Below are 21778 nucleotides of genomic sequence, written 5' to 3'. Positions count from 1 at the left end.
ACTGCTAGGCCGCCTCGTGCTCCAGGTGCCAGCGCTTGGTCTCCGGGCCCCAGCGGAACTGCCCGACGGATCCGTCGCTGCGCACCACCCGGTGGCAGGGCACGAACAGCCCGGTGCGGTTGCGCGCGCACGCGCTGGCCGCGGCGCGCGTGGCCGTCGGTCGACCCATCCGGCCGGCGAACTCCCGGTAGCTGACCCGCTCGCCGGGGCGGATCCCGCGCAGCGCGGCCCACGCCTCGCGCAGGAAGGCCGTGTCGGCGGGCCGGACCTCGACCGAGTCCAGCGCGGCGCAGTCGCCCTTCTCGTAGTAGTCCACGACCGCGCTGCGCACCGGTCCCAGATCGTCGGCGACCCGCTGCTCGGCCAGCAGCTCCGGCGCGACCTCGCGCAGCAGCTCGTCCACATCGGACTCCCAGCCGGAGGCCCGCACCACGCCCCGCTCGTCGGCGACGGCGCAGAACGGCCCCGCCGGGGTCTCCACCACGGTCCACTTGAGCACTTCGTCCTCCTCCGGTTCAGGAATTCGCGGCCTTCCACAGCAGCACGCCCGCGTACGAGCGCCACGGGCTCCACCGCTCGCCGCGCTCGGCCAGTTCGTCGGCGCCGATGCCCAGCCGCGCGGCGCCCCTGCGCAGCACCAGATCACCGGTGAGCAGCACGTCCGGCGCGCCGAGCACCCGCATCGCCACGTAGCCCGAGGTCCACGGGCCGATGCCGGGGATCCGCTCCAGCTCGGTGCGCAGCCGGGCCTCCTCGCGCCCGGGGTGCAGCGCCAGCCGCCCCTCGGCGACGGCGGCGGCCAGCTCGCGCACGGTTCGCGCGCGCCGCCGCGGTCCCGGGATCTCGGCACGGGCCAGCGCCTCGGCGGTCGGGAACAGCGTCGTCACCGCCCCGTCCGGGTGCGGCAGCGGCTCGCCGAGCTCGGCGACCAGGTTCTCGGTGGTCCGGCGGGCCGCGGCCACCGAGACCTGCTGGCCCAGCACCGCGCGCACCGCGATCTCCAACCCGTCCACCGCTCCCGGCACCCGGATCCCGGGCGAACCGTCCACCGCGCGCCGCAGCGCGGGGTCTTCGCCGAGCACCTCGCGCACCGCCTCCGGGTCGGCGTCGAGGTCCAGCAGCCGTCGCAGCCGGGACACCGCGCTGCCCAGATCGCGCAGGTCGGCGAGCCGCAGCGTGCAGGCCACGTGGTCCTTCGCGGGGCTCAGCGAGGCGACCCCGGTGCCGTGCGGCAGCCGCAGCGCCCGCGCGTAGCCAGTCGAGACGTCCTCCAGCCCGGCGATCGCCCGCCTGCCCAGGAAGCTCAGCACGCCCGCGACGTCGCAGGGCCGTCGGAACGGCAGCCGCAGCCGCACCGCACCGCCCCCGTTGGGCGCCTTGCGGTGGGCCCCGGCCCGCATGCGGCTCGGCGTTTCGGCGAAGACCTCGCGCATCGTGTCGTTGAACTGCCGCAGGCTGGAGAACCCGGCGGCGAAGGCGACGTCGGTGAGCGGGACGCTCGTGGTCTCGATCAGGATCCGCGCCGAGTGCGCCCGGTGCGCCCGCGCCAAGCCGAGCGGGCCGGCGCCCAGCTCGGCGGTGAGCACCCTGGTCAGCTGCCGCTCGGAGTAGCCCAACCGGTCGGCCAGCCCGCGCACGCCCTCGCGGTCCACCACCCCGTCGCCGATCAGCCGCATGGCCCGCCCGGCCAGGTCGGCGCGCAGGTCCCACTCGGGCGAGCCGGGCACCGCGTCCGGCAGGCACCGGCGGCAGGCCCGGTAGCCGGCGGCCTGCGCGGCCGCGGCGGTCGGGTAGAACGCGCTGTTGGCCTGCTTGGGCGTCGGCGCCGGGCACGACGGCCTGCAGTAGATGCCGGTGGAGCGCACCGCGTGGATGAAGCAGCCGTCGAACCGCGCGTCCCGCGCGGCCACGGCCCTGAGCGCTTCCTCGTGTCCGACCAGCATGACCTCGATGCTTCCAGCGTCCGGAGCCGATTCCTAGCGGGAATCGGACACGGCCTCGCCGGGGCGGATGCGCCGGGCGAACTTCGTCCCTATTGTCGGCGGCATGATGCGATCAAGGTTGGGCAAGGTGGCCGGAGCGTCGCTGGGCGCGGTGTTCGCCCTCGCCGTGGCGGGCGGGTGCAACGACACCATGCAGCAGGACGGCGAGCAGCAGGAGCAGGAGCAGCAGGACGGCGGCGGCGAGCAGCAGGACGGCGGTGAGCAGGAGCAGGACGGCGGCGGTTACCAGCAGCAGGAGGACGGCGGTGGTGAGCAGGACGACGGCTGACGCACCGGGGGCCGAGGCGGTCGAATCGGAACCCCTAGACTTCGGGGCGTGAGTCTCACCCTCGGAATCGTCGGCCTGCCCAACGTGGGCAAGTCCACCCTGTTCAACGCGCTGACCAGCAACGACGCGCTCGCCGCGAACTACCCGTTCGCGACCATCGAGCCCAACGTCGGCGTGGTCCCGCTGCCGGACCAGCGGCTGGACAAGCTCGCCGAGCTGTTCGACTCGGCCAAGACCATCCCGGCCACGGTGTCGTTCGTCGACATCGCGGGCCTGGTCAAGGGCGCCTCCGAGGGGCAGGGCCTGGGCAACAAGTTCCTCGCCAACATCCGCGAGGCCGACGCGATCTGCCAGGTCATCCGCGTCTTCGACGACCCGGACGTGGTGCACGTCGACGGGCAGGTGGACCCGACCAGCGACATCGACACGATCAACACCGAGCTCATCCTCGCGGACATGCAGACCTTGGAGAAGGCGCTGCCGCGGATGGAGAAGGAAGCTCGCACCAACAAGGACAAGCGCCCGGCGCTGGAGGTCGCGAAGCAGGCCAACGCGGTCCTGGAAGAGGGCAGGACCCTGTTCGCCGCGGGCATGAGCGATGCCGAGGAGCTGCGCGAGCTGAACCTGCTCACCACCAAGCCGTTCCTCTACGTCTTCAACGCCGACGAGGGCATCCTCGCTGACGAGGCCAAGCAGAAGGAGCTGCGCGAGCTGGTGGCCCCGGCCGACGCGGTGTTCCTGGACGCCAAGGTCGAGGAGGAGCTCAAGGGCCTCGACGAGGACGAGCAGCGCGAGCTGCTGGAGTCCATCGGCCAGACCGAGCCGGGCCTCGACGCCATGGCCCACGCCGGCTTCCACACCCTCGGCCTGCAGACCTACCTGACGGCAGGACCGAAGGAAGCCCGCGCCTGGACGATCCGCAAGGGCTGGACCGCCCCGCAGGCCGCGGGCGTCATCCACACCGACTTCGAGCGCGGCTTCATCAAGGCCGAGATCGTCTCCTACGACGACCTCGTCACCGCGGGCTCCATGTCCGAGGCCAAGTCCGCGGGCAAGGTCCGCATGGAGGGCAAGGACTACGTCATGCAGGACGGCGACGTCGTGGAGTTCCGCTTCAACGTCTGATCGACGGCCACCGACCGTCCCCCGGGGTGCGAAAAAGGCGGGTCTGCTGGCGCGACCGTTCAGGTTACTAACATCAGCGGTAGTATCATGGATGATAGTAACCTGCGTGGAACTGTCTGAGGGGTGGCGCGCGTGGTGGACTTCGTCGGTCGGCGGGACGAACTGGCTACGCTCGAGCGGGAGCTGCGGAAGGTCGCCTCAGGCGTCGGCGGGGAGCGGTCCGGCAGGTGCGTGATGTTGCGCGGGCGGCGCCGGGTGGGCAAATCGCGCCTGGTCGAGCGCTTCGCGGAGAACTCCGGGGTGCCGTTCCTGTTCTACGCGGCCGTCGGTGCGTCCGCGGAAGACGATCTGACCCGGCTCGCCCGCGACGCCCAGGCGTCGAACCTCCCGCTGGCCCACCTGCTGACCTCCGCGCAGCCGCAGAACTGGGACGCGGCCTTCGACGTGCTCGCCGCCGCGTTGCCGGACGACCAGCCGAGCGTCCTGGTCGTCGACGAGGTGCCTTATCTCATGGACGACGACGGCGCCTTCGAGGGGATGCTGCAGCGGGCCTGGGACCGAGCCCTCGAAACGAAGCCGGTGCTGCTGATCCTGATCGGCTCGGACCTGTCGATGATGGAAGCGCTGAACAGCTACGGACGTCCGTTCCACCAGCGCGGCCGGGAGATGGTGCTGGGTCCGCTGAACCCCGCCGAGGTCGGCCGCATGCTGGATCTGGAACCGGCGGAGGCGTTCGACGCCGCGCTGGTCACCGGGGGACTACCGCTGATCTGCGTGGACTGGCCGCGCGGCGCCGGTCTGTGGGACTTCCTCGAAGAGGCGCTGAACGATCCGGTCTCGCCGCTGCTGGTCTCGGCGGAGCGGTCGCTGGCCGCGGAATTCCCGCCGAAGGCCCAGCCCCGGAACGTGCTCTCGGCGATCGGGAGCGGCGAGCGGAGCTTCACCAACATCGCCCGGGCGGCCGGCGGGATCGCGGCCACCTCGTTGCAGCGGTCCCTCGAGGTGCTCGTCGACAAGCGGATCGTCGCCGTCGACCTCCCCCTGTCGACGCGCCCGTCGAAGGAACGCCGGTACCGGGTGGTGGACTCGTACCTGCGGTTCTGGCTGCACCTCGTCGGCCCCTACATCGGAGAGATCGAGCGGGGACGTGGAGACCTGACCCTGGCGCGGATCCGGGCGAACTGGACCAGCTGGCGCGGCCGGGCCGTCGAACCGCTCATCCGCGAGGCGCTCGCCCGGCTGCTGCCCGACGACGCGCTGCCGGAAGCGCCCGCGGTGGGCGGGTACTGGACCCGGAACAACAGCGTCGAGATCGACATCGTCGGCGCGGACCGGGCGCCCGTCGCCAAGGAACTGCGCTTCGTCGGTTCCGTGAAGTGGCTGGAGAGATCCCCCTTCGACCAGCACGACCTGGTCGCCCTGCACCGTCACCGCGCAGCGCTCACCGACGAACCGGTTCCGGTTCTGGCCGTCTCGCGCAGCGGCGTGGACTGCTCGGGGCTCGACGCCGCCTACGGTCCGGCCGATCTGCTCGGCGCGTGGCAGGCGTAGCGGTCCGCCGTCGTTCCGCGGGTTCGAGCGGTGATCAGCTCGCCGAGCGGCGCGTCCGGCAACGCCCTCGGGTCGGGTGCGCGGGCGGCGCTGGGCCATCACCCGCAGGGCGATGGGACCGCTGGGTGAAGCTCGCCTGACGTGATGCCCCGGCATCCCGGTTCGGCGGGAATAGCTGCGGTGCTTCGGGTGTTGGTCGAGCGTCCGATTCCCCGAGGAGGGCGCCACCGATGTCAGACGCGACCGTGCCGGCCGTGCCGCCGAGCGCTGAAGAAGCACCGGCGGTGCCCGTGCTGCCCTCGTTGGTCGACCAGGCCGAGCGGCTCGTCGCTCTCGGCCTGGTGGGTGCGGCTCCTGGCGCTCCGAGCGCGGACGAGCTGCTGGGCGCTGCCGACCGCCTGGGGGGAGCGGCCAGCGCGGGGTCGCTCCTGGTGGTCGCCGACGCGGTGCTGCCGCCCAGCGCGCTGGTGCCCGGGCTCCGCCGACGTGTCGGTGGTCGTGCTCCCGCGGAGAAGCCCGGGTTCGTGGTGGCCGACATGCCCGACATCGACGACTTCGCGCCCACCCCGACGACGGTGGTGCCGGACGCGGTGGTCTACGCCGCCACCGATCCCGATCGCGGCGACGCCATGCGCAACTGGTCGCCTGCCGAGGCGGAGGCGTCGATCCTGGAGCGCGGGCGCACGCCGTTCACGGTCGCGGAGGGAGTGCACTGGGCGCTCCAGGCTCCGGAAGTCCTCGCGCGCAACGCCTGCTACATGATGATCGGGTCGCGCTTGCGGAAGGCGAAGGGGTTCGATTCGCGCACCCCCGCGCTGTGGATCTCGAACGGGTCCGGTCGGGACGGGCGCGAACGTCGTGGCGCGCCCAAGGCGGGCTGGTGCTGGTGGAACAACCGCCACACGTGGCTCGGATTCGCCTCCGGGGCCGCGCGGGTGGCCTGAGGCCTCGACGGACCTCCGCGGAATCACCGATCAGCGGCCGGGCGCAGCGGTCCCGCCAGGGGGCCAGCGGGAGCGCGGCGCAGGGGGCCAGCAGGATCAGCGTGGACGGCACGGCGGCGATCGCGACCGTGCTGCGCAGGCTTTCCTGACCGCCGCCGAGCAGCAGGACCGCGGCGAACGCGGCGGCGAGCCACCCCGTGCGGGCGCAGCGTGGGGCAGCGGCGCGGTGGCCGCCGTCGGCGAACGGCGGTGTCGCGAGCGCTAGGTCTGTCGGGCGTTTTCCGCGAAGTGCCCGAGGGCGTCCGCATCTTCCACTAGTGTCCGAAAGCGGAAGATCTTCGTCTGGCTCCGAAGGGGGCGAATCGCTGTGGTGACGCGACGGGCCGTGCTGGGCGCGATGGGCGGTGGGCTGCTGGCCGCCGGGGCGGCTCCGGGGCTGGCGGCGGCCGCGCGCCAGGCGCGCAGCGGCGCGGTCGACGGGACCTTGTTCGTGGTGGAGAAGAGCGGTCACGCCGTCGCGTTCCACGACGTCTCCGACGGGAGGCTGCTCGCCCGGGTCCCGCTCGACGACTACCCGCACGAGATGGTGGTCGACAGCGCTCGCGAGCGCGCCTACGTCGGGCACTACGGCGTGCGCATGTCCAACGACCCGGGCGCGGGCGGGACGAGCGTGTTCGTCATCGACCTCGCCGCGCGCGAGCTCGTGCGGACGATCGACCTCAGCCCGTTCAACCGCATCCACGGCATCGCGATCGACGACCGGGACCGGGTCTACGCGCTCAGCGAGGAGAAGGGCGTTCTGCTGCGCATCGATGACCCGCAGGACGCCGAGGGGCCCTCCGCCGCGGTGCGCACCGGTGGCATCAAGACGCACATGGTGGTGACCGACCGGGCGGGCACCCGCGCCTACGTCACCGGCCTGCTGTCGCACACCGTGAGCCTGGTCGACCCGCACGACGCGTCCGCGGCGCCCGTCGTCGCCTCGCCGGGGCGGCTCCCGGAGAGCTGCGCGCTGAGCGAGGACGAGACGCGCCTGTACGTGGGCGCGCGCGAGGACAAGGAGCTCGTCGAGCTGGACGCGCGGACCCTGGAGGAGCGCAAGCGGGTGACCGTGCCCGGCGACCCGCTGCGGGTGTACGCCATGCCGGGGCGGGACGAGCTGCTGACCACCGACATCGAGAACCGGACCGTCACCCGCTACGACTCCGAGCTCCGCGCGCAGCGCTCCACCACCTTCGACGGGACGCCGGCCGGGATCTCGTTCCACCCCGCGGAGCCGAAGGCGTTCGTCACCCTGCTCGACATCGACCAGGTGGCGATCCTCGACCTGGAAACGTTCGCGCACCTCGGAACCATCCCGACGGGCCCAGAACCCGACGTCACCGCGCTGATCTGACCCACCCGCCCGGCCCCGGCGCACACCGGAAGGCCGCCGAAGGCGGGGCAGCTGGCACCTTTCTCATCAGTAGTGCCCGGCTGGGTGGGCGGCTGGCGCTTCTTTCAGCAAGGGTGCTGGTCATCGCGTCCTGCGCGGCCGGGACGGCGACCGGGGCGGAGCGGAAAAACGAGGGGCGCGGTTCGGGCGGGTTTGGGACGATCTCGGCGTGGGTGCTTCGCGGGTGAGCGGACCGTTCGTCGGAACCAGCGCCGTCGTGGTGCGGGACGGCGACGTGCTGCTGGGGCGGCGGAAGGGCGCGCACGGCGCGGGCGACTGGTCGTTCCCCGGTGGCAAGATCGACCCCGGCGAAGCGCCCGAGGACGCCGCCGTTCGCGAGCTGCTGGAGGAGACCGGTCTGCGCGCCAGCGGCGTCGCCACCATCGGCTGGACCAGCGACGTCTTCCCCGACGACGGCTTGCACTACATCACCCTCCACCACCTGATCACCGCCGACGGCGTTCCCGAGGTCCGCGAGCCGGACAAGGTCGAGTCCTGGTCCTGGCACGCCTGGGACGCGCTGCCGGGACCGCTGTTCACCCCGGTGCGGGCGCTCGTCGACACCGGCTGGCGCCCTCCGGCGTAGCCGCCCGGAGCGCCGCTGCTCCTGTCGGGCTCCGCGGATTCCGGCGCGCCGTCGGCGTACATCTACTCAGCCGGAGACGGGGTCATCGACGCTGGGGCGCGATCACCGCGGCCAGCACCATCTCCACCGAGCCCGAAGTGCGAGCGAGGTGGGAGAGATGATGATCGACGAGCACGGGGCGGCCGGCGGGTCCGCGCGCCGCTCGGCGAGCCTCGCCGTGGTGCTGCGCGAGGCCCAGTGGGAGCTCGACCGGGTGGCCTTCCGGCTGCCCAGGAACGAGGTCTCCCGCGCGGAGCGGCACCGGCTGGCCGGGAGGCTGGCCGAACTGGCCGAGCTGCTCCGCCACTGGGAGTCCTGACCCGTCCGGCCGGGTTGTGCTGGACATCGCTTCCGGGGCGGGCGAATTTCGGTCGCCCCGGGGCGGGATCGGATGCTGAGATCGGTGGCGTTCGGTTCGTCGGCTGTGGAGGTGCGCGGATGACCGCGGCGGCGCTGTGGGGCTTCGTGCTCGTGGCGGTGCTGGGCGTGCTCACGCCCGGCCTGGACACGATGCTGGTGCTGCGGCACGCGATCGTCGGTGGCCGGCGCGTGGGGCTGGCCGCGGTGCTGGGCATCACCGCGGGCTGCCTGACCTGGGGGACGGCGAGCGTCGCGGGGCTGACCGCGCTGCTGACGGCCTCGGAGCTGGCCTACAACGCGGTCCGGGTGCTCGGCGCGGCCTACCTGATCTGGCTCGGCGCCTCGGCGCTCTGGAGGACCCTGCGGCGCGATCGGGCCGCCAGCGCCGACGACCCGGCGGTTCCGGCCGCGGCGATGCTGAGCGCGGGTTCGGCGTTCCGCGCGGGGATGCTGACCAACCTGCTCAACCCCAAGGTCGGCGTGTTCTACATGAGCCTGCTGCCGCAGTTCCTGCCCACCGGCCCGGCGGCGTTCGGCTGGGGCGCGGTGCTCGTGGCGATCCACCTGGCGGTCGGATTGCTGTGGCTGCCGAGCCTGGTGTGGGCCGCGGGCCGGGCCCGCGCGTTCTTCCAGCGCGAGCGGGTGCGCCGCTGGATGGACCGGATCACCGCGACGGTCCTGATCGGACTCGGGCTCAAGCTCGCCGCGAACGTCTGAGCGGCCGCGCCCGGCGGCTCAGGCGGACTCGGCTTCCGGGGCTTCGAGGTTGGTGCGCAGCCGGGCCAGATCGGCGCGGGCGGCCAGCAGCGCCTTCGCCGCGGAGTCGCCGCGGACGACCGCCAGCAGCAGGTGGCGGCCGTCGATGGTGCGCTCCTGCAGGCGGATCGCCTCGCGCAGGGACAGTTCCATGGTCTTCTTCGCGTCGGCGGTGAACGGGATGTGGCCCCGCGGTCGGCGGCCCGCCCGCCGCAGGGCTCCGCGGCCGAACAGCCGGTCCGCGCGGGCGCTGACCGCTTCGAGGTCGATGCCCAGGGCGGCCAGGGCTTCGCCGTCCAGGTCGTCGGCCGCGATGTCCTCGTCCACCCGGCGCGCCAGGTCGGTGGTGTCCACGCCGGTGGCGCGAAGGCTCGCCGCGGCCGGTCCGCTCGCGGCCAGACCGGCGAGCAGGTGCCTGGTGTCGATCTTGGGCGAGTGGTGCTCGCGGGCGACCGCCTGAGCGTTGATCACGACCTCGCGCGCCTCGCGGCTGAAGCGTTCGAACATCACTTCCTCCTGCCGTGCTTCTTGTGGACGGCCTGGCGGGTGACGCCCAGCGTGTCCGCGATCTCCTGCCACGACATGCCGAGCTCGCGAGCGCGGGCCACCTGCAGGCTCTCCAGCCGCTCGGCCAGCTCGCGCAGCGAGCGCACCGCCCGCAGGCCGGTCGTCGGGTCGTCGCTGACCGCCGCCTCCGTCAGGTCGCGCTCCTCCATGCGTCAACCGTAGTTGACGCGCAGAAGTGGCGTCAACGATGGTTGACGCGATGGTGCCCGATCGAGCGCGGGATGCCCGCATCGGTGGCTCCTCAGCCGGGAGCGGGTGGTCTAGCGTGGGGAAGATGACCGAGGCGCCGGTGCTGGTGATCGGAGCGGGCGTGCAGGGGCTGACCTGCGGCGTCGTGCTCGCCGAAGCGGGGATGCGGGTGCGCGTGCGGACCGCCGAGCGCTCGCGCGGGACGACCTCGGCCGTGGCCGGGGCGATGTGGTCGCCGCCGATGGCCGACCCGCCCGGGAAGACCCAGTACTGGGCCACGCTCTCGCACGCGGAGTTCACCGCGCTCGCGCGCGACCCGGACACCGGGGTGCACCTGTGCGAGGGGCGGATCGCCTCGCGCACCCGCCTCGGCGAGGCCCCGGAGGCCAAGCTGATCCCGGACCTGCGCCACTGCGGGCCCGACGACCTGCCCGAAGGCTTCGCCGAGGGGATCCGCGGTACCGTGCCGCTGATCGACATGCCGCGCTACCTCGACCACCTCGTGGCGCGGTTCCGGGAGGCCGGGGGAGAGATCCAGCGCAGCGCCGTGCGGTCGCTCGCCGAAGCGGTCGACGAGTCGAGCACCGTGGTGAACTGCTCCGGCGTCGGCGCGCACGAGCTCGTCGGCGACCCCGGGGTCTACCCGGTGTACGGGCAGCTCGCCGTGGTGCGCAACCCCGGTGTCGAGGAGTACTTCATGGAGATCACCGGCGCCGGCGAGCTCATCTCGGTCATGCCGCACGGCGACCGGTTGCTGCTCGGCGGCGTCAAGTACCCGCACGACTGGGGCCCGGGACCGCGCGCCAAGGTGCGCGAGGGAATCCTGCGCCGGTGCGCGGCGTTCGACCCCAGGCTGGGCGACGTCGAGGTGATCGAGGACCTCGCCGGGCTGCGCCCCGGGAGGCAAGCGGTGCGGGTGCAGCTGGAGCGCTACTCCGGCGCGCGCGTCGTGCACGACTACGGCCACGGCGGCAACGGGGTGGCGCTGTCCTGGGGGTGCGCCTACGAGGTCGCCGATCTCCTGGCCGACGGCGGTTCGGCCTGAAGCCGCACGCCGCGCGGCGCGCGGCTTCAGGCCGAACCGCCTAGACCTCGCGGCCCAGGTGGGCCATCAGGCGGGCGGTCGGCGTGGCCGACTCCGGAGCGGGTCGCGCCGGGCCGAAGCTGCCTGGGCGGCGCATCACCTCGTCCGGGATCGCGTCGACCATCTCGCGGCAGAACACCAGGACGTCCTCGGGCAGCTCGGCGTCGGCGCCCCGCGACCGGTGCAGGTCCCAGCTGTGGATGGCCAGGTCGGCCACCGGGAAGCTCATCGCCCGGCGCAGCGGCACCTCGCCCTGCGGCGAGGAGCACGGCGCCTCCAGGTCCGCCGCGCCCAGGACCTCCCGCAGCCGCTGCTGGATCTCGCGCAGCCGAGCCGCCGGGTCGTCGCAGAAGTAGTCGGCGGGCTCGGAGAAGCCCCCGAACTCGCCGCGCTCGCTGAGCCGCACCAGCTTGTCCGCGCTGCCGGTGGCGTGCCCCACCAGCTCGCGCACGCTCCACTCGCCGAGGTTGGACGTCCGGTCCCAGGCCTCCGGCGGAGTCCGCTCCACGGCGTCGACGAACAGCGCCAGCGCCCGCGGAGCCACCGCGGCGGCGTTCACCGGTTCAAGTACTGGTCGACGACGCCGTTGATCTCCTGGGCCAGCGAGGTGTCGTTGGCCGTCAGGCCGCCCTTGAAGTGTGTGGTCAGGTAGAAGGTCACCTTCTTGAAGCGGATGTCCATGTCCGGGTGGTGGTCCTCGTTCTCGGCGATCTCGGCGATGCGCGTGATGGCCTGGATGGCCTGCGGAAAGCTCGGGAAGTCGACCACGCGGGTGATCTTGTTGCCGTCCCGGCTCCACTCCGGCAGGTGTTCGAGCGCCTCGGAGATCTGGTCGTCCGTGAGAAGTTCGGTCATGCGTCCATGGTGGAGCCTCACCCCGACAACCTCCACCGCGATCGCGTCCTCACCGGCGGATCGGGCGTTCGAGGTACGTGCCGTCGGGCGCGTCGAACCCGAACGAGCGGTAGAGACCGTGCGCGTCGTCGGTGTGCAACATCCAGCGGAAGTCGCGCCCCGGACCGGACTCGATCATCTCCCGCACCACGGCCTTGCCGACCCCGTGCCCGCGCGCTCCGTCGAGCACGAACACGTCGGCGAGGTAGGCGTTGGCGACGCCGTCGGAGAAGGCGCGGGCGAAGCCGATCATGGCCCCGTCGTCGCGCCGGTACGCGCCGACCACCCGCCAGGCCAGGTCGATCTGGCGCTCCACGTCGGCGCGCCGCCGCCACCGGTGCCAGTAGGCCTGCGTGGACAGGAAGTCCCACACCACGTCGCGGTCCACTCGACCGCGGGCGTCGTCGATCTCGAAATCCATGATCGGAGCCTATGACCGGGGAGAAGCGATTTCCGGTCGCCCCTGGCGGCCCGGACCGCCGGTCACCTGAGAGCGTCCTGAGAATCCGCGGGTTCGTCGTGAGAAGGCGCTGAGATCCGGTTCCCCGAGCGGTCCCGGTCGGCATCCTGGTGGGCATGGTGCCTCGGGTCCTGCTGGTCGACGACGAACCCGGCGTGCGCACCGCGCTGTCCCGCGGGCTCACCGCGGAGGGCATGGAGGTCAGCACCGCCGCTGACGGGCACGAGGCGCTGCGGCTGGCCACCACCGGCGCCTTCGACGTCGTGCTGCTCGACGTGATGCTGCCCGGGCTCTCCGGCTACCGGGTGCTGGAGCGGATGCGCGAGCAGGACGTGTCCACCCCGGTGCTGATGATCTCGGCCAAGAGCGGCGAGGTCGACCAGGCCGACGGTCTCGACCTCGGCGCCGACGGGTACCTGGTCAAGCCCTTCTCCTTCCTGGTGCTGGTCGCGCAGGTGCGCGCGCTGCTGCGGCGGCGGGACACCGCCGGTCAGCAGGCCTGCCTGCGGGTCGGTGCGCTGGAGATCGACCGCGCCGGGAGGGACGTGCGCTGGGACGGGCAGCCCGTGACGCTCTCGCCGCGCGAGTACGGGCTGCTGGTCGCGCTGGCCGGGCACCCCGACACCGTGGTGCCCAAGGACGACCTGCTGCGCATGGTCTGGGGCGAGGAGCAGTTCGTCACCCGCAACGTCGTCGAGGTCTACATCGGCTACCTGCGGCGCAAGCTCGCCGCCGTCGGCGCCGGTGACCTGGTGCAGACCGTGCGCGGCCGGGGCTACCGGGTCAGCGCGGGATGATGCGGCGGCTCGGCCCGTGGTGGCAGCGGCGCACCATCCAGTTCCGCACCAGCGTGGTGGCCACCGCCGTCGCGCTCATCGCGCTGGGCGTGATCGCGCACGCGGGAGGCGGGATCGTCAGCTGGTTGCTGATCGACTCGGTGGACGCCGACCTCAAGCGCATCGCCGCCGGGACGGCGCGCCGGGTGGCGGGCGGCGAGCAGCCGGGAGCGGTCGCCCGCCCCGAGGTGCGGGTGCTCACCCCGGACGGGCGGCCGGTCGACGGGATGCCCCCGGCCGACCTGGAGCGCTGGCAGCTCGACGAGATCCGCTTCGGCTACGGCGTGCTGGACTTCGAGGCGCCCGCGGGGCTGCACCGGTGGCGCGGCGTGGTCACCACCGCGCCGGGCGGGCGCGAGCTGGTGGTGGCCGCGGAAGCGCGGCTGGTCGGCTTCGCCGACACCGCCGGGCGAACCGGCAAGCTGCTGGCCTTCGCCTCGATCCTGGCCGCCGGGCTGGTCGGGTTGGCGACCTGGCTGGTCGTGCACCGCTCGCTGCGCCCGGTCGAGCGCATCCGGGTGGCCGCCGCCGGGCTGCCCGAGGGCGAGCGGCTGCCGGTGCCCGAGGCCGCCGACGAGATCCGCGCGCTCGCCGAGGAGCTCAACTCGATGCTGGCGCGCCGCGACGCCGACACCGAGCGCCTCCGCCGGTTCACCGGGGACGCCGCGCACGAGCTGCGCAACCCGGTGGCCTCCATCCGGGCCCAGGCCGAGGTCGCGGTGGTGCACCCGGACCCCGCGCTCGCGCAGGAGACGCTGCAGGACATCGCGCGCGAGACCCTACGGCTCTCCTATCTGGTCGAGAGCCTGCTGGCGCTGGCGCGCGCCGAGCGGGACGTGGAGCCCGCGCGGCCGGTGGACCTGGCCGCGGCGGCGCGCGGGATCGAGGGAGTCGAGCTCGTCGTGCCGGAGGGCCGGGTGCTGATCCTCGCCGCGCCTGCCGAGGTCTCCACGGTGCTGGGCAACGTGATCGGCAACGCGCAGCGCTACGCGCGCGAGCTGATCCGGGTGTCGGTGCGGATCGAAGAACCGGACGTCGGGGTTCCGGCCGGGGTCCGGCTGGTCGTCGACGACGACGGTCCGGGCATCCCGCCCGAGCACCGCGAGCTGATCTTCGACCGCTTCCACCGGGTCGAACCGGACCGCGCTCGCAGCACCGGCGGTGCGGGGCTGGGCCTGGCCCTGGTGGCCGAGGCCGTGCGGCGCCGCGGCGGCTCGGTGCGCGCGGGCGCCTCGCCGGAGGGCGGTGCCCGCGTGGAGGTCACCTGGCCGCGGGCACCCGGCTGAGCGGGCCGGGGCCCCGGGCCGCGGCCGGCGTCGGGCAAGATGGTCGCCCGTGTCTGTCCTGCGGAGCACCGGATTGATCGAGGCGCCCGCGGCCACGGTGGGTGCCGCGGTGCGGCACACCCGCACCGCCGAGGCCGGGCTCGCGCCGATCGGCGTGATCGGCCGGGCGCGCACGTCACCGGCCGCGCTGCTGGTGCCCGGTGACGAGCTGAGCTTCTCGCTGCGCGCGGCCGGCCTGCCCCTGGAGCTGACCACCCGCGTCGAGCGCGCCGCCGCCGACGGGATCTCCTCGGTGCTGGTCGACGGGCCGCTGGCGCGGCTGCGGCACGACACCGCGCTGGCCCAGGTGGGGCCGCGCACGCTGCTCACCGACTCGGTGTCCTGGACCTCCCCGCTGGGGCCGCTGGGCAAGCTCGCCGACGTCGTGCTGGGGCGCAGGCTGGTGCTGGACGTGCTGGCCGCGCGCGTCCGCGCGGTGCGGGAGCTCGCCGAGTCCTGGGCGGGCCGGTCGATCGTGGTGGGCACCGCGATCATCCGCGGCGGGGAGGTGCTCGCCCAGCAGCGCGGTTACCCGGCGGCCGACGCGGGGCGCTGGGAGCTGCCCGGCGGCCGGGTCGAGCCCGGCGAGTCGGAGGCGGACGCGGTGGTGCGCGAGTGCCGCGAGGAGCTCGGCATCGACGTGGAGCCCACCGGCAGGCTGGGCACCGACGTCCCGCTGGACAACGGGATGCTCATGCGCGTGCACACCGCTCGGCCGGTCGACGCCGACCCGGATCCCCGACCGATCGACCACCAGGCGTTGCGCTGGGTCGGGGCCGCGGAGCTCGGGGAGCTCGACTGGCTGGACACCGACCGGGTGCTGCTGCACGACATCCGCGGCCGACTGTCCTGAATTCACCCTCCCGGAGGAGGAGCTTCCGGGCGAAATTCCTTCCGCGCCAATTTCGATCACCGAAAAATGATCTGACGAGGTGATCGGCATTCCGGGGGATGGAGGTCTATCGTGAAACCATGTTTGTAGTGCTGCTGGAATACACCGCACCGGTATCGGAGATCGACGCCCAGTTGGTAGATCACTACGAATGGATCACGCGGCATTACGACGCCGGCGACTTCATCGCCGCAGGTCACCGGCAGCCGCGCAACGGTGCCGTGATCATCGCCAGGGCGATGCCGCGGGGCAAGCTGGACGCGATCCTCGCGACCGACCCGTTCGCGCTGCACAAGCTGGTCCGGCACGACGTCATCGAGTTCCAGGCGCTGCGGACCATCCCGGAGCTGGCCGCCTACGCGGACCAGCTGACGACCGCGGCCGAGGGCGCTCGGCAGTAGCGCGCGCAGGACGCTCCGACCGCGGCCCGCGCCGCGGTCCGGGTCATTTCGCGTCCTTCTTCTTGCCCGTCTTCTTCGCCTTCTTCTCCGCTTTCTCGACCTCTTCCTCCTTGGCTTCGCGGAGGAGCTTGCGGAGCAGCACGATCGGACAGCTGTCGCACGGCGGTTTCGAATGACAGCACTTCTTCTTGACCTTGATGGTGCCTTTGCCCACGGTGCTTCTTTCCGAGCCGGGTGAGGGGGCTACCCCGAAGGCTAGGCGAACCTAATTTCGAAGGCGACCCCGGTGTCGCGTTCGTCTCCGCCGCCGCGATCGTCCGGCCGCGGAGGTGTTGCGCTGAGCACGCGGGCGTCAGCGCCGCGAACCCTTGCACTACGCTGGAAGAGGCCGCGAGTCGACGCACGTGCCCCCGCGCCACTGAACCAGCGACGGGGTGTCGCCCGAAAATCAGCTCCGCAGCAGCGGCGCAGTGGAGCCGCGGCCGGTGCCTGGAGTACCCGCAGGTGCATCGCACCAGCACGGTTCGGTGCGCCAAGTCGACGAAACCGCCGTGCCCCTTTCCGCGCCGAACCATGGAGTACCCGCGTGTCCGCAAGCGTCGCCGCCCCCACGCGCAGTGATCTGCGCAACGTAGCCATCGTCGCGCACGTCGACCACGGCAAGACGACCCTGGTCGACGCGATGCTGCGCCAGTCAGGGGCCTTCTCCGAACGCGCCGAGCTGGTCGACCGCGTGATGGACTCCAACGACCTGGAGCGGGAGAAGGGCATCACGATCCTGGCCAAGAACACCGCGATCCGCCGGGAGACCGACGACGGGCCGGTGACCATCAACGTCGTCGACACCCCCGGCCACGCCGACTTCGGCGGTGAGGTCGAGCGGGCGCTGTCCATGGTCGACGGCGTGACGCTGCTGGTCGACGCCAGCGAAGGGCCGCTGCCCCAGACCCGCTTCGTGCTGCGCAAGACCCTGGCCGCCGGGCTGCCGGTCGTCCTGGTGCTGAACAAGGTCGATCGCCCCGACGCGCGCTGCGCCGAGGTCGTCGAGGAGACCCACGACCTGCTGCTCGAGCTGGCCACCGAGCTCGACGAGGAGGGCGAGCTCGGCCTGGACATGGAGGCCATCCTCGACCTGCCGGTGATCTACGCCTCCGCCCGCGCCGGTCGCGCCTCGCTGGCTCAGCCGGTCGACGGCGAGCTGCCCGTCGACGAGGACCTGACCTCGCTGTTCGACGTGCTGCTCAAGCACGTCCCGGCTCCGCAGGCCGACTTCGACTCGCCCACCAGCGCGCTGGTGACCAACCTCGACGCCTCGTCGTTCCTGGGCCGGATCGCGCTGTGCCGGATCCACTCGGGCACCTTGCGCAAGGGCCAGACCGTCGGCTGGTGCCGCGAGGACGGCACGGTCGAGAAGGTGCGCCTGAGCGAGCTGCTGATCACCCAGAACCTCGACCGGGTGCCCACCGAGGAGGCCCACGCCGGTGACCTGGTCGCGGTCGCGGGCATCCCGGACATCACCATCGGCGACACCCTCACCGACCCGGACGACCCGAAGGCGCTGCCGCGGATCACCGTCGACGACCCGGCGATCTCGATGACCATCGGCGTGAACACCTCGCCGCTGACCGGCCGCAACGGCGGCACCAAGGTCACCGCCCGGCAGGTCAAGAACCGCCTGGACAGCGAGCTGATCGGCAACGTCAGCATGAAGGTGCTGCCGACCGAGAAGCCGGACGCCTGGGAGGTGCAGGGCCGCGGCGAGCTGGCGCTGGCGATCCTGGTGGAGAACATGCGCCGGGAGGGCTTCGAGCTCACCGTCGGCAAGCCCGAGGTGGTCACCAAGACCATCGACGGCCAGCTGTGCGAGCCCTTCGAGCGGCTGACCATCGACGCGCCCGAGGAGTACATGGGCGCGATCACCCAGCTGCTGGCCGCGCGCAAGGGCCGGATGGAGACCGTCGACGGGCACGGCACCGGCCGGATCCGGCTGATCTACGTGATCCCGGCGCGCGGCCTGATCGGCTTCCGCACCGACTTCCTCACCGAGACCCGCGGCAACGGCATCGCCAACCACGTCTTCGAGGGCTACTTCCCGTGGGTGGGCGAGCTGCGCACCCGCAACTCCGGCTCGCTGGTGGCCGACCGCGCCGGCGCGGCGACGATGTACGCGCTGCTGCAGCTGGCCGACCGGGGCACCTTCTTCGTGGAGCCGACCAACGAGGTCTACGAGGGCATGGTCGTGGGCGAGAACCCGCGCGCCGAGGACCTCGACGTCAACGTCACCAAGGAGAAGAAGCTCACCAACATGCGGTCCTCGACCGCCGACGAGCTGGAGAAGCTGGCCAAGCCGCGGACCCTGTCGCTGGAGGAGGCCCTGGAGTTCTGCTCCGCCGACGAGTGCGTGGAGATCGGCCCGTCGGCGATCCGCGTGCGCAAGGTGATCCTGGACTCGACCACCCGCGGCCGCGAGCGCTCCCGGGCCAAGGCCCGCGACAACAACGCCTGATCCCGTTTCGCCGTTCCCCGGGCGGCGCGCTCCCCGGGCGAGCAGACTGGGCGCCGACCCCGGTGCGGATCACGCGCCCGGGGACAGGAACCATGGACCCCCACCCGCCCTCGGGCGGGTGCGGGTCCCGGTTCGCGGGGATGCTCCGGGGGTTGGAGTTGTCGGGGGACGAGTGACGGGAGGTTCGGCGTGTCCCAGGGTCGACGCCGCCCACGGGGTTCGGTTCCCCTGCTGATCACCGCGGTCAGCCTGGTGGCGGGGTGCACCAACGCGCCGCCGCCGCAGCTGGTCCCGCCCGAGCAGGCGCCCGCGCCGCCGACCACGAGCGAGCCCGCGCGACCCATGCCGATCGAGGTCGTCGTCGGCGTGGACCAGCTCGAGGGCGGGTTCAACCCGCACACCCTCGCCGACCTCTCGCCGACCAGCTCGGCGCTGGCCAGCCTGATGCTGCCGTCGGTGTTCCGGCCGGATCCCTCGGGCGCACCGCGGCTGGACACCACGCTGATGGACTCGGCCGAGGTGGTCCCGGACGCCGAGAAGTTCACCGTGCGCTACCGGATCAAGCGCGAGGCCAGCTGGTCCGACGGCGCGCCGATCGCCGCCGAGGACTTCGTCTACCTCTGGGAGCAGCTGCGCTCCCAGCCCGGCGCGGCCGACCCGGCCGGGTACCGGCTGATCGAGGACGTGGCCTCCCGGCAGGGCGGCAAGACCGTCGACGTGGCCTTCTCCAAGCCCTTCCCGGGCTGGCGAACGCTGTTCAACAACCTGCTGCCCGCGCACCTGCTGCGCGACGCGCCGCGCGGGTGGGGCAGCGCGCTGGACGAGGGCTACCCGGCCTCCGGCGGGCCGTTCGCGATCCGGCAGGTCGACCTGGACCGCGGCGAGGTGATCCTGGAGCGCAACGACCGCTACTGGGGCCCGCCCGCGCGCTCCGACCGCGTCGTGCTGCGCGCGCTGGACAAGACCCGCCAGGTGCAGGCGCTGCGCAGCGGCGACAGCCACATGGCCATGTTCAGCGCCGACGCCGGCACGATCCAGCAGCTCGAGGAGCTCGGCGACCAGGTGCGGCTGCTCAACGTGCCGCGGCCGGCCACCATGGAGGTGCTGCTGCGCCAGGACAGCCGGGCGCTGTCCGAGGTCGAGGTGCGCCGCGCCGTGCTGGCCGCGCTGGACCGGCCCGCGCTGGTGGAGGCGGGCACCGGCGGCGGGCCGGGCGAGCAGCTGCCCGCGCACGCGCAGGTGCTCGCGCCCACCGAGCCCGGCTACGAGCCCACCGAGCCGCCGGGCACGCCGGAGCGGCCGGACCCCGCCGAGGTGCGGCGGCTGCTCACCGAGGCGGGCTACCGGGAGAGCGGCGGCGCCTGGATGCGCGACGGCAAGCCGCTGAACCTGGTCATCGCCGCGCCCTTCGAGCACGAGTCCTACGTGCGCATCGCCGAGGAGGCCGCGCAGCAGATGCGCGCCGTCGGCGTGCAGGCGACCGTGGTCACCCCGACCAGCGACCAGCTCTTCGGCGACATGCTCGCCACCGACCCGAACTCCTCGGAGGCCGGCACCGCGGGCACGGTCGACATGGCGATCGCGCCGCGCCCGGCGGGCGGTGACCCGGCGGCCACCATGGCCTCGGCCTACGGCTGCCCCGGCTCGGGCCAGGACGAGCAGCCGTTCCCGTACAACGCGGCGGGCTTCTGCGACGAGCTCCTGCAGCCGACCATCGAGGCGGCGCTGACCGGGCGGATGCCCTTCCAGCAGGCCGCGACCGGTGTGGAGTCGGAGCTGTGGGAGCAGGCCATCGCGCTGCCGCTGTACCAGCAGTCCAGCGTGCTCGCGGTGCGCAACGAGGTTCGGGGCGTCGACCTGGGCAACGGCCTGGCGGGCCCGTTCTCCACCGCCGACCGCTGGCTCGGCACCCCCGCCGAGAGCGACGGGTACTAGCAGCTCGGCCGGAAACGGCACGCCCCGAGGCGTGCGGTTTGCGGCCGAACTGCTTCGCGCCCCCGCCTCGCGTGATCATCGGGCGGATTAGGGTGGGGTCATGCCTGCTGCTCGGTTGTTGCTGGTGCACGCCCACCCGGATGACGAGACGTTGTGGACCGGCGGGACCATCGCCCGCTACGCCGCGCGAGGCGTCGAGGTCGTGGTCGTGACCTGCACGCTCGGCGAGGCCGGCGAGGTCATCCCGGCCGAGCTGCGGGGGCTGGTGGCCGACGAGGCCGACCAGCTCGGCGGCTACCGGATCGGCGAGCTGCGCGGCGCGCTGTCGGCGCTGCGGGTCTCCGAGCACCGCTTCCTCGGCGGCGCGGGGCGCTGGCGCGACTCCGGGATGCTCTGGGACGAGCCGGGCAAGGCGACCGCGGTGCCCGACGCGCACCCGAGGGCCTTCGCCATCGGCGACCCGCGCACCCAGGCCGACCAGCTGCTGGAGATCATCGAGGAGCTCGCGCCGCAGGTCGTGGTGACCTACGCCGAGGACGGCGGCTACGGCCACCCCGATCACGTCCGCGCGCACGAGATCACCGCGGACGCCGTCGGGCGCAGCGCGTGCGTGCGCAGGCTCTTCCACGCGGTGCCCTCCCGCGAGGCGCTGGACGCGGGCCTGGCCGAGCTGGCGAAGGCCGAGGACCTGCCCTTCCGGCTGCCCGAGCCGCACGAGCTGCCCGGCGTGGCCGCGGAGTCGATCACCACCGAGATCGACGTGACCGAGCACCTGCCGGCGAAGGTCGCCGCGCTGCGCGCGCACGCGACCCAGGTCGAGGTCTTCGTCGAGCAGCGGCGCGACGGCTCCGGGGTGGCCTCCTTCGCGCTGTCCAACGGCATCGCCCAGCCGCTGCTGGGCGCCGAGCACTACGTCCTGGCCGCCGGCGCGGCGGAGGGCTGCGAGAACGACCTGTTCGGCGGACTGGAGACCGCGTGACCATCCGCGATGCCGTGCTGCTCGGCTTCCTGCTGCTCGACGCGGCGATCCTGGCGGTGCTCGAACTGCTCTACCTGCCGCTGTACATCGGGTCCGTGCAGTTCCCGATCACCGCGGCGGTCGCGGCGGTGACCACTCCGCTGCTGGTCGCCGCCGCGGGGAAGATCTCCGCGCGGCGCCGCGTCGCGGGCGCCCCGCTGCTGGTGTGGTTCCTGGTGGTGCTGATCTTCGGCGTGTTCGGCCCCGGCGGTGACGTGGTGCTGCTCGGCAGCGACTGGCGGACCCTGCTGCTGCTCGGCGGCGGTGCGCTGCCGAGCGCGATGATGCTCGGGATCGTGCTCGGCAAGCAGAGCACCGGCCAGTCCGCGGAGCGGCCCGCGGCGGCCGACCGGTGACACACGTTGGTGTGGCACACGGCACGTACCTTTTTGCCCGGTCCGCACGCGGTGGTGCGGGCGGTGGGTCCGCCCCGCCGCTGATGGGCTTCTTCGGTGGTCATCGCGGGTGCGGGGGCGGTCGAACCGGACACCGTTTACGCCGTTTACCCGCGCGTCGTAAGGTCAACAGGACCTCCCGAGCTGTGGGACCAGTTACCCGTGCGGGGAAGTCCGAGAGATACTGTCATCAGTCGCGCCAGGAGATT

25 protein-coding genes are annotated in these 21778 nt (G+C 72.9%); 17 read left to right on the top strand and 8 right to left on the bottom strand.

Annotated elements, in window-relative coordinates; translation table 11 throughout:
* Positions 1-4 precede the first annotated feature (4 nt).
* The gene (locus tag ACFQRI_RS17635; RefSeq protein ID WP_380669895.1) at positions 5-499 is read right to left on the bottom strand and encodes a methylated-DNA--[protein]-cysteine S-methyltransferase; all 495 of its coding nucleotides are present in this window, start codon (positions 497-499) and stop codon (positions 5-7) included.
* 16 nt (positions 500-515) lie between these two features.
* A complete protein-coding gene (locus tag ACFQRI_RS17630; protein WP_380669893.1) occupies positions 516-1943 on the bottom strand; it encodes an AlkA N-terminal domain-containing protein in 1428 nt (475 codons plus the stop codon).
* A 103-nt stretch (positions 1944-2046) separates the two neighbouring features.
* Between ACFQRI_RS17630 and ACFQRI_RS17625 the strand changes: the two genes are divergently transcribed.
* The 8 genes from ACFQRI_RS17625 (at position 2047) to ACFQRI_RS17590 (ending at position 9028) form a co-directional block, all read left to right on the top strand.
* Positions 2047-2271 (top strand): hypothetical protein, encoded by a 225-nt coding sequence (locus tag ACFQRI_RS17625; protein WP_380669891.1) that lies wholly within the window; start codon positions 2047-2049, stop codon positions 2269-2271.
* A gap of 48 nt (positions 2272-2319) precedes the next feature.
* Positions 2320-3396: a redox-regulated ATPase YchF gene (gene ychF / locus ACFQRI_RS17620; protein ID WP_380669889.1), complete on the top strand. Its 1077-nt coding sequence runs from the start codon at positions 2320-2322 to the stop codon at positions 3394-3396.
* Positions 3397-3528: 132 nt separating this feature from the next.
* Positions 3529-4947, top strand: a complete 1419-nt coding sequence (locus ACFQRI_RS17615) for an ATP-binding protein (RefSeq protein WP_380669887.1) — start codon at positions 3529-3531, stop codon at positions 4945-4947.
* 230 nt (positions 4948-5177) lie between these two features.
* On the top strand, positions 5178-5891 hold the full coding sequence (locus ACFQRI_RS17610; RefSeq protein ID WP_380669885.1) for a DUF5701 family protein: 714 nt from the start codon (positions 5178-5180) through the stop codon (positions 5889-5891).
* Between the two features lie 370 nt (positions 5892-6261).
* A complete protein-coding gene (locus ACFQRI_RS17605; RefSeq protein ID WP_380669883.1) occupies positions 6262-7287 on the top strand; it encodes a YncE family protein in 1026 nt (341 codons plus the stop codon).
* A 223-nt stretch (positions 7288-7510) separates the two neighbouring features.
* On the top strand, positions 7511-7912 hold the full coding sequence (locus ACFQRI_RS17600; protein WP_380669881.1) for a nucleotide triphosphate diphosphatase NUDT15: 402 nt from the start codon (positions 7511-7513) through the stop codon (positions 7910-7912).
* A gap of 157 nt (positions 7913-8069) precedes the next feature.
* Entirely contained in the window at positions 8070-8270 is a 201-nt protein-coding gene (locus tag ACFQRI_RS17595; protein ID WP_380669879.1) for a hypothetical protein, read from the top strand.
* 119 nt (positions 8271-8389) lie between these two features.
* Positions 8390-9028, top strand: a complete 639-nt coding sequence (locus tag ACFQRI_RS17590) for a LysE family translocator (RefSeq protein WP_380669877.1) — start codon at positions 8390-8392, stop codon at positions 9026-9028.
* An 18-nt stretch (positions 9029-9046) separates the two neighbouring features.
* Here ACFQRI_RS17590 and ACFQRI_RS17585 read toward each other — a convergent pair whose 3' ends face one another.
* Positions 9047-9574 (bottom strand): Clp protease N-terminal domain-containing protein, encoded by a 528-nt coding sequence (locus ACFQRI_RS17585; protein WP_380669875.1) that lies wholly within the window; start codon positions 9572-9574, stop codon positions 9047-9049.
* Positions 9574-9783 (bottom strand): helix-turn-helix domain-containing protein, encoded by a 210-nt coding sequence (locus tag ACFQRI_RS17580; protein ID WP_380669873.1) that lies wholly within the window; start codon positions 9781-9783, stop codon positions 9574-9576. The genes ACFQRI_RS17585 and ACFQRI_RS17580 overlap by 1 nt, the downstream gene beginning before the upstream one ends.
* Positions 9784-9908: 125 nt before the next feature.
* Here ACFQRI_RS17580 and ACFQRI_RS17575 point away from each other — a divergent pair, with 125 nt between their 5' ends.
* Positions 9909-10868 carry an FAD-dependent oxidoreductase gene (locus ACFQRI_RS17575; RefSeq protein ID WP_380669871.1) on the top strand — a complete coding sequence of 320 codons (960 nt, stop codon included), beginning with the start codon at positions 9909-9911 and terminating at the stop codon, positions 10866-10868.
* 40 nt (positions 10869-10908) lie between these two features.
* Here the strand turns inward: ACFQRI_RS17575 and ACFQRI_RS17570 are convergent, their stop codons facing one another.
* From ACFQRI_RS17570 to ACFQRI_RS17560, 3 genes are read right to left on the bottom strand one after another with little or no spacing between them, the layout of a single operon-like run.
* Complete coding sequence (locus ACFQRI_RS17570; RefSeq protein WP_380669869.1) at positions 10909-11466, bottom strand: TIGR03086 family metal-binding protein; 558 nt, start codon at positions 11464-11466, stop codon at positions 10909-10911.
* Positions 11463-11762, bottom strand: a complete 300-nt coding sequence (locus ACFQRI_RS17565; protein WP_380669867.1) for a 4a-hydroxytetrahydrobiopterin dehydratase — start codon at positions 11760-11762, stop codon at positions 11463-11465. The genes ACFQRI_RS17570 and ACFQRI_RS17565 overlap by 4 nt, the downstream gene beginning before the upstream one ends.
* A gap of 49 nt (positions 11763-11811) precedes the next feature.
* Positions 11812-12222 carry a GNAT family N-acetyltransferase gene (locus ACFQRI_RS17560; RefSeq protein WP_380669865.1) on the bottom strand — a complete coding sequence of 137 codons (411 nt, stop codon included), beginning with the start codon at positions 12220-12222 and terminating at the stop codon, positions 11812-11814.
* Between the two features lie 155 nt (positions 12223-12377).
* Here ACFQRI_RS17560 and ACFQRI_RS17555 point away from each other — a divergent pair, with 155 nt between their 5' ends.
* The 4 genes from ACFQRI_RS17555 to ACFQRI_RS17540 all read left to right on the top strand — a co-directional run bounded on the left by ACFQRI_RS17555 (position 12378) and on the right by ACFQRI_RS17540 (position 15715).
* Positions 12378-13058: a response regulator transcription factor gene (locus ACFQRI_RS17555; protein ID WP_380669863.1), complete on the top strand. Its 681-nt coding sequence runs from the start codon at positions 12378-12380 to the stop codon at positions 13056-13058.
* Positions 13055-14383, top strand: coding sequence for a sensor histidine kinase (locus ACFQRI_RS17550; protein ID WP_380669861.1), 1329 nt, complete (start codon positions 13055-13057; stop codon positions 14381-14383). The genes ACFQRI_RS17555 and ACFQRI_RS17550 overlap by 4 nt, the downstream gene beginning before the upstream one ends.
* Before the next feature lie 49 nt (positions 14384-14432).
* Positions 14433-15275 (top strand): NUDIX domain-containing protein, encoded by an 843-nt coding sequence (locus tag ACFQRI_RS17545; RefSeq protein ID WP_380669859.1) that lies wholly within the window; start codon positions 14433-14435, stop codon positions 15273-15275.
* 119 nt (positions 15276-15394) lie between these two features.
* Entirely contained in the window at positions 15395-15715 is a 321-nt protein-coding gene (locus ACFQRI_RS17540) for a YciI family protein (protein WP_380669857.1), read from the top strand.
* A gap of 43 nt (positions 15716-15758) precedes the next feature.
* Here ACFQRI_RS17540 and ACFQRI_RS17535 read toward each other — a convergent pair whose 3' ends face one another.
* The gene (locus ACFQRI_RS17535; RefSeq protein WP_380669855.1) at positions 15759-15929 is read right to left on the bottom strand and encodes a hypothetical protein; all 171 of its coding nucleotides are present in this window, start codon (positions 15927-15929) and stop codon (positions 15759-15761) included.
* Between the two features lie 372 nt (positions 15930-16301).
* Between ACFQRI_RS17535 and typA the strand changes: the two genes are divergently transcribed.
* From typA to ACFQRI_RS17515, 4 genes are all read left to right on the top strand, one after another.
* Entirely contained in the window at positions 16302-18221 is a 1920-nt protein-coding gene (typA, locus tag ACFQRI_RS17530; protein WP_380669853.1) for a translational GTPase TypA, read from the top strand.
* Between the two features lie 189 nt (positions 18222-18410).
* Positions 18411-20156 carry an ABC transporter family substrate-binding protein gene (locus tag ACFQRI_RS17525; protein ID WP_380669851.1) on the top strand — a complete coding sequence of 582 codons (1746 nt, stop codon included), beginning with the start codon at positions 18411-18413 and terminating at the stop codon, positions 20154-20156.
* Positions 20157-20256: 100 nt separating this feature from the next.
* A complete protein-coding gene (mshB, locus tag ACFQRI_RS17520; protein WP_380669849.1) occupies positions 20257-21135 on the top strand; it encodes an N-acetyl-1-D-myo-inositol-2-amino-2-deoxy-alpha-D-glucopyranoside deacetylase in 879 nt (292 codons plus the stop codon).
* A complete protein-coding gene (locus ACFQRI_RS17515; protein WP_380669847.1) occupies positions 21132-21530 on the top strand; it encodes a hypothetical protein in 399 nt (132 codons plus the stop codon). The genes mshB and ACFQRI_RS17515 overlap by 4 nt, the downstream gene beginning before the upstream one ends.
* Positions 21531-21778: the final 248 nt, after the last annotated feature.

It is taken from the genome of Saccharopolyspora griseoalba (genome assembly GCF_042665275.1).
GTDB classification, from domain to species: Bacteria; Actinomycetota; Actinomycetes; order Mycobacteriales; family Pseudonocardiaceae; genus Saccharopolyspora; species Saccharopolyspora griseoalba.
This window is presented reverse-complemented; position numbering and strand designations above follow the sequence as displayed.

Excerpts from the sequence above, each read along its gene's own strand:
- ACFQRI_RS17630 (WP_380669893.1), bottom strand. The coding sequence starts at position 1,943 with ATGCTGGTCGGACACGAGGAAGCGCTCAGGGCCGTGGCCGCGCGGGAC.
- ACFQRI_RS17625 (WP_380669891.1), top strand. The coding sequence starts at position 2,047 with ATGATGCGATCAAGGTTGGGCAAGGTGGCCGGAGCGTCGCTGGGCGCG.
- ACFQRI_RS17610 (WP_380669885.1), top strand. The coding sequence starts at position 5,178 with ATGTCAGACGCGACCGTGCCGGCCGTGCCGCCGAGCGCTGAAGAAGCA.
- ACFQRI_RS17595 (WP_380669879.1), top strand. The coding sequence starts at position 8,070 with ATGATGATCGACGAGCACGGGGCGGCCGGCGGGTCCGCGCGCCGCTCG.
- ACFQRI_RS17590 (WP_380669877.1), top strand. The coding sequence starts at position 8,390 with ATGACCGCGGCGGCGCTGTGGGGCTTCGTGCTCGTGGCGGTGCTGGGC.
- ACFQRI_RS17585 (WP_380669875.1), bottom strand. The coding sequence starts at position 9,574 with ATGTTCGAACGCTTCAGCCGCGAGGCGCGCGAGGTCGTGATCAACGCT.
- ACFQRI_RS17580 (WP_380669873.1), bottom strand. The coding sequence starts at position 9,783 with ATGGAGGAGCGCGACCTGACGGAGGCGGCGGTCAGCGACGACCCGACG.
- ACFQRI_RS17575 (WP_380669871.1), top strand. The coding sequence starts at position 9,909 with ATGACCGAGGCGCCGGTGCTGGTGATCGGAGCGGGCGTGCAGGGGCTG.
- ACFQRI_RS17565 (WP_380669867.1), bottom strand. The coding sequence starts at position 11,762 with ATGACCGAACTTCTCACGGACGACCAGATCTCCGAGGCGCTCGAACAC.
- ACFQRI_RS17560 (WP_380669865.1), bottom strand. The coding sequence starts at position 12,222 with ATGGATTTCGAGATCGACGACGCCCGCGGTCGAGTGGACCGCGACGTG.
- ACFQRI_RS17555 (WP_380669863.1), top strand. The coding sequence starts at position 12,378 with ATGGTGCCTCGGGTCCTGCTGGTCGACGACGAACCCGGCGTGCGCACC.
- ACFQRI_RS17550 (WP_380669861.1), top strand. The coding sequence starts at position 13,055 with ATGATGCGGCGGCTCGGCCCGTGGTGGCAGCGGCGCACCATCCAGTTC.
- ACFQRI_RS17540 (WP_380669857.1), top strand. The coding sequence starts at position 15,395 with ATGTTTGTAGTGCTGCTGGAATACACCGCACCGGTATCGGAGATCGAC.
- mshB (WP_380669849.1), top strand. The coding sequence starts at position 20,257 with ATGCCTGCTGCTCGGTTGTTGCTGGTGCACGCCCACCCGGATGACGAG.